Source organism: Campylobacter sp. P255 (genome assembly GCF_003627915.1).
Lineage (GTDB): Bacteria > Campylobacterota > Campylobacteria > Campylobacterales > Campylobacteraceae > Campylobacter_D.
Genome location: NZ_NREN01000020.1, coordinates 1 through 5,770, shown reverse-complemented (window position 1 = coordinate 5,770; position 5,770 = coordinate 1). Strand labels below are relative to the sequence as shown.

Below are 5,770 nucleotides of genomic sequence, written 5' to 3'. Positions count from 1 at the left end.
ATTCTTTTATATTCTTTTATTCTATATTTATAAATTCTCCTTTCTATAAATTTCTTTTTTTATTTTCATTTCTTTTTTCATTTAATAAAACTTTAAGCTTTTGTTGCTATAATTTCATTTCCTTTTCAAACGAAAGGGATTTAAAAAGCTAAGATTTTTTGTCTTAATTTTTTAGTATTTGTTCTTTAAATTATTAATATTGTTAATCAAATCTTATAGTCAATCTTTGAAATCTAAATAAGTGATCGATTGAGCCAGAAAGATTTATTTTTAAATCTTAACAATCAACTTTTTCTTTGAAGAAAAAGATTAAACTTATCCAATTATTTTTTATGGAGAGTTTGATCCTGGCTCAGAGTGAACGCTGGCGGCGTGCCTAATACATGCAAGTCGAACGATGAAGCTTTTAGCTTGCTAGAAGTGGATTAGTGGCGCACGGGTGAGTAAGGTATAGTTAATCTGCCCTACACAAGAGGACAACAGTTGGAAACGACTGCTAATACTCTATACTCCTACTTAACACAAGTTGAGTAGGGAAAGTTTTTTCGGTGTAGGATGAGACTATATAGTATCAGCTAGTTGGTGAGGTAATGGCTCACCAAGGCTATGACGCTTAACTGGTCTGAGAGGATGATCAGTCACACTGGAACTGAGACACGGTCCAGACTCCTACGGGAGGCAGCAGTAGGGAATATTGCGCAATGGGGGAAACCCTGACGCAGCAACGCCGCGTGGAGGATGACACTTTTCGGAGCGTAAACTCCTTTTCTTAGGGAAGAATTCTGACGGTACCTAAGGAATAAGCACCGGCTAACTCCGTGCCAGCAGCCGCGGTAATACGGAGGGTGCAAGCGTTACTCGGAATCACTGGGCGTAAAGGGCGCGTAGGCGGATTATCAAGTCTCTTGTGAAATCCAACGGCTTAACCGTTGAACTGCTTGGGAAACTGGTAGTCTAGAGTGAGGGAGAGGCAGATGGAATTGGTGGTGTAGGGGTAAAATCCGTAGATATCACCAAGAATACCCATTGCGAAGGCGATCTGCTGGAACTTAACTGACGCTAAGGCGCGAAAGCGTGGGGAGCAAACAGGATTAGATACCCTGGTAGTCCACGCCCTAAACGATGTACACTAGTTGTTGGGGTGCTAGTCATCTCAGTAATGCAGCTAACGCATTAAGTGTACCGCCTGGGGAGTACGGTCGCAAGATTAAAACTCAAAGGAATAGACGGGGACCCGCACAAGCGGTGGAGCATGTGGTTTAATTCGAAGATACGCGAAGAACCTTACCTGGGCTTGATATCCTAAGAACCTTATAGAGATATGAGGGTGCTAGCTTGCTAGAACTTAGAGACAGGTGCTGCACGGCTGTCGTCAGCTCGTGTCGTGAGATGTTGGGTTAAGTCCCGCAACGAGCGCAACCCACGTATTTAGTTGCTAACGGTTCGGCCGAGCACTCTAAATAGACTGCCTTCGTAAGGAGGAGGAAGGTGTGGACGACGTCAAGTCATCATGGCCCTTATGCCCAGGGCGACACACGTGCTACAATGGCATATACAATGAGACGCAATACCGCGAGGTGGAGCAAATCTATAAAATATGTCCCAGTTCGGATTGTTCTCTGCAACTCGAGAGCATGAAGCCGGAATCGCTAGTAATCGTAGATCAGCCATGCTACGGTGAATACGTTCCCGGGTCTTGTACTCACCGCCCGTCACACCATGGGAGTTGATTTCACTCGAAGCCGGAATACTAAACTAGTTACCGTCCACAGTGGAATCAGCGACTGGGGTGAAGTCGTAACAAGGTAACCGTAGGAGAACCTGCGGTTGGATCACCTCCTTTCTAGAGTACAAACTGATAAGTCTCACAACTATCAGTTCATATATAGACTCAATCATCCTTGTTTAGATTTCAAAGATTGATGAAAAGCTAATTTTGGGGAATTAGCTCAGCTGGGAGAGCGCCTGCTTTGCACGCAGGAGGTCAGCGGTTCGATCCCGCTATTCTCCACCATTTATTAAGGGCCTATAGCTCAGCTGGTTAGAGTGCACCCCTGATAAGGGTGAGGTCACAAGTTCAAGTCTTGTTAGGCCCACCATAAAAGATTTGTTTATCAATCATAAATTAAAGTTTTAAAACTTAAAGCAAGTATATAGCTAATAATAAAGCAATAAGTAAAGTAAAATGATTTATTACTTATGTTTTTAAATTATTTAAACTCTTGATATATACTTCCTTTAGGTTTTAAGACCTAAGCTAAATAAATAAATAATAGAATATTTTATATATTAGATTAGTTATTTAATGTTATTTGAATTATCATTGTTAAGAGTCACAAGCAAGTTTTAATAAAAACAATTTTACAGGACTTGTTAAAGGATAAAACCTAGCTATCTTTTCTTTAGCTTTTAGTTAAAGACAAGTTTTAAACTCACAGCTTAGTTGGACTAATATTTTTAGTTTTATTAAGTGTTTAAATGCTTTCCGTCTTAAGATAGTAAAGTCTTATCATAAAAACTTTAGCAAGGAAGTGATGCGTTTTAGAATGAATTTAAAAGGTAAGCTATTAAGAGCGAATGGTGGATGCCTTGGCTGGTAAAGGCGATGAAGGACGTACTAGACTGCGATAAGCTACGGGGAGTTGTCAAGAAGCTTTGATCCGTAGATTTCCGAATGGGGCAACCCAGTATATAGAGATATATACTACCATAATGGAGCGAACGTAGGGAATTGAAACATCTTAGTACCTACAGGAAAAGAAATCAATAGAGATTGCGTCAGTAGCGGCGAGCGAAAGCGCAAGAGGGCAAACCCAGTGCTTGCACTGGGGGTTGTAGGACTGCAATGTGCAATAGGTGAGGTTAGTAGAACACTCTGGAAAGTGTAGCCATAGAGGGTGATAGTCCCGTATACGAAAACCAAACCTTAGCTAGCAGTATCCTGAGTAGGGCGGGACACGAGGAATCCTGTCTGAAGCTGGGTCGACCACGATCCAACCCTAAATACTACTACCAGACCGATAGTGCACAAGTACCGTGAGGGAAAGGTGAAAAGAACTGAGGTGATCAGAGTGAAATAGAACCTGAAACCATTTGCTTACAATCATTCAGAGCACTATGTAGCAATACAGTGTGATGGACTGCCTTTTGCATAATGAGCCTGCGAGTTGTGGTGTCTGGCAAGGTTAAGCACACGCGAAGCCGTAGCGAAAGCGAGTCTGAATAGGGCGATTAAGTCAGATGCTGCAGACCCGAAACGAAGTGATCTATCCATGAGCAAGTTGAAGCTAGTGTAAGAACTAGTGGAGGACTGAACCGATAGGCGTTGAAAAGCCCCCGGATGACTTGTGGATAGGGGTGAAAGGCCAATCAAACTTCGTGATAGCTGGTTCTCTCCGAAATATATTTAGGTATAGCGTTGTGTCGTAATATAAGGGGGTAGAGCACTGAATGGGCTAGGGCATACACCAATGTACCAAACCCTATCAAACTCCGAATACCTTATATGTAATCACAGCAGTCAGGCGGCGAGTGATAAAATCCGTCGTCAAGAGGGAAACAACCCAGACTACCAGCTAAGGTCCCTAAATCTTACTTAAGTGGAAAACGATGTGAAGTTACTTAAACAACCAGGAGGTTGGCTTAGAAGCAGCCATCCTTTAAAGAAAGCGTAATAGCTCACTGGTCTAGTGATTTTGCGCGGAAAATATAACGGGGCTAAAGTAAGTACCGAAGCTGTAGACTTGATTTTATCAAGTGGTAGGAGAGCGTTCTATTTGCGCCGAAGGTATACCGGTAAGGAGTGCTGGAGCGAATAGAAGTGAGCATGCAGGCATGAGTAGCGATAATTAATGTGAGAATCATTAACGCCGTAAACCCAAGGTTTCCTACGCGATGCTCGTCATCGTAGGGTTAGTCGGGTCCTAAGTCGAGTCCGAAAGGGGTAGACGATGGCAAATTGGTTAATATTCCAATACCAACATTAGTGTGCGATGGAAGGACGCTTAGGGCTAAGCAAGCTAGCGGATGGAAGTGCTAGTCTAAGGTCGTAGGAGGTTATATAGGCAAATCCGTATAACAATACTCCGAGAACTGAAAGGCTCTTCAAAGTCTTCGGACAGCGAGGAGAATTGCTGATGCCGTCGAGCCAAGAAAAGTTTCTAAGTTTAGCTAATGTTGCCCGTACCGTAAACCGACACAGGTGGGTGGGATGAGTATTCTAAGGCGCGTGGAAGAACTCTCTTTAAGGAACTCTGCAAAATAGCACCGTATCTTCGGTATAAGGTGTGGTTCGCTTTGTATTAGAATTTACTTCGAAAGCAAAGAAACTTACAACAAAGAGTCCCTCCCGACTGTTTACCAAAAACACAGCACTCTGCTAACTCGTAAGAGGATGTATAGGGTGTGACGCCTGCCCGGTGCTCGAAGGTTAATTGATGGGGTTAGCATTAGCGAAGCTCTTGATCGAAGCCCGAGTAAACGGCGGCCGTAACTATAACGGTCCTAAGGTAGCGAAATTCCTTGTCGGTTAAATACCGACCTGCATGAATGGCGTAACGAGATGGGAGCTGTCTCAAAGAGGGATCCAGTGAAATTGTAGTGGAGGTGAAAATTCCTCCTACCCGCGGCAAGACGGAAAGACCCCGTGGACCTTTACTACAGCTTGACACTGCTATTTGGATAAGAATGTGCAGGATAGGTGGGAGGCTTTGAGTAATAGACGCCAGTTTATTATGAGCCATTGTTGAGATACCACTCTTTCTTATTTGGGTAGCTAACCAGCTTGAGTTATCCTCAAGTGGGACAATGTCTGGTGGGTAGTTTGACTGGGGCGGTCGCCTCCCAAATAATAACGGAGGCTTACAAAGGTTGGCTCAGAACGGTTGGAAATCGTTCGTAGAGTATAAAGGTATAAGCCAGCTTAACTGCAAGACATACAAGTCAAGCAGAGACGAAAGTCGGTCTTAGTGATCCGGTGGTTCTGTGTGGAAGGGCCATCGCTCAAAGGATAAAAGGTACCCCGGGGATAACAGGCTGATCTCCCCCAAGAGCTCACATCGACGGGGAGGTTTGGCACCTCGATGTCGGCTCATCGCATCCTGGGGCTGGAGCAGGTCCCAAGGGTATGGCTGTTCGCCATTTAAAGCGGTACGCGAGCTGGGTTCAGAACGTCGTGAGACAGTTCGGTCCCTATCTGCCGTGGGCGTAAGAAGATTGAAGAGATTTGACCCTAGTACGAGAGGACCGGGTTGAACAAACCACTGGTGTAGCTGTTGTTCTGCCAAGAGCATCGCAGCGTAGCTAAGTTTGGAACGGATAAACGCTGAAAGCATCTAAGCGTGAAGCCAACTCTAAGATGAATCTTCTCTAAGCTCTCTAGAAGACTACTAGTTTGATAGGCTGGGTGTGTAATGGATGAAAGTCCTTTAGCTGACCAGTACTAATAGAGCGTTTGGCTTATCTTATTTAAGCATCACTTCCTTGTTAAGGTTTTTATTAAGCTTTAGTCTTAAAAGTAAAATCTTATAGTAGAAGTTCGTTGATATTAGAACTTGCTCTTAACATTGTTTTTTAAGTATTCTTGATAAAACAGTATAAAGATTTAAATAGAATATTTAAATAACAATGTCCGTGATTATACAGATGTGGAGACGCCTTGCTCCATCCCGAACCAAGAAGCTAAGCACATCGTGGGTGATGATACTACGCCTTACTGGCAGGGGGAAAGTAGCTCATTGCGGACTTGTTAATTCTCTTATTATTCTTACTT

General features: G+C 43.5%; 2 tRNA genes and 3 rRNA genes. All 5 read left to right on the top strand.

Going from position 1 to position 5,770, the window contains the following annotated elements:
• The first annotated feature begins 329 nt into the window (after window positions 1-329).
• The 5 genes from CKA54_RS07515 to rrf all read left to right on the top strand — a co-directional run bounded on the left by CKA54_RS07515 (window position 330) and on the right by rrf (window position 5,744).
• A 16S ribosomal RNA gene (locus CKA54_RS07515) occupies window positions 330-1,843 on the top strand.
• A 95-nt stretch (window positions 1,844-1,938) separates the two neighbouring features.
• Window positions 1,939-2,014: transfer RNA gene (locus CKA54_RS07510), tRNA-Ala, on the top strand.
• Between the two features lie 8 nt (window positions 2,015-2,022).
• Window positions 2,023-2,099: transfer RNA gene (locus CKA54_RS07505), tRNA-Ile, on the top strand.
• Between the two features lie 458 nt (window positions 2,100-2,557).
• Window positions 2,558-5,465: ribosomal RNA gene (locus CKA54_RS07500) — 23S ribosomal RNA — on the top strand.
• 162 nt (window positions 5,466-5,627) lie between these two features.
• Window positions 5,628-5,744: ribosomal RNA gene (gene rrf / locus CKA54_RS07495) — 5S ribosomal RNA — on the top strand.
• Together the 16S, 23S and 5S rRNA genes with 2 tRNA genes alongside form the textbook arrangement of a ribosomal RNA operon.
• Window positions 5,745-5,770: the final 26 nt, after the last annotated feature.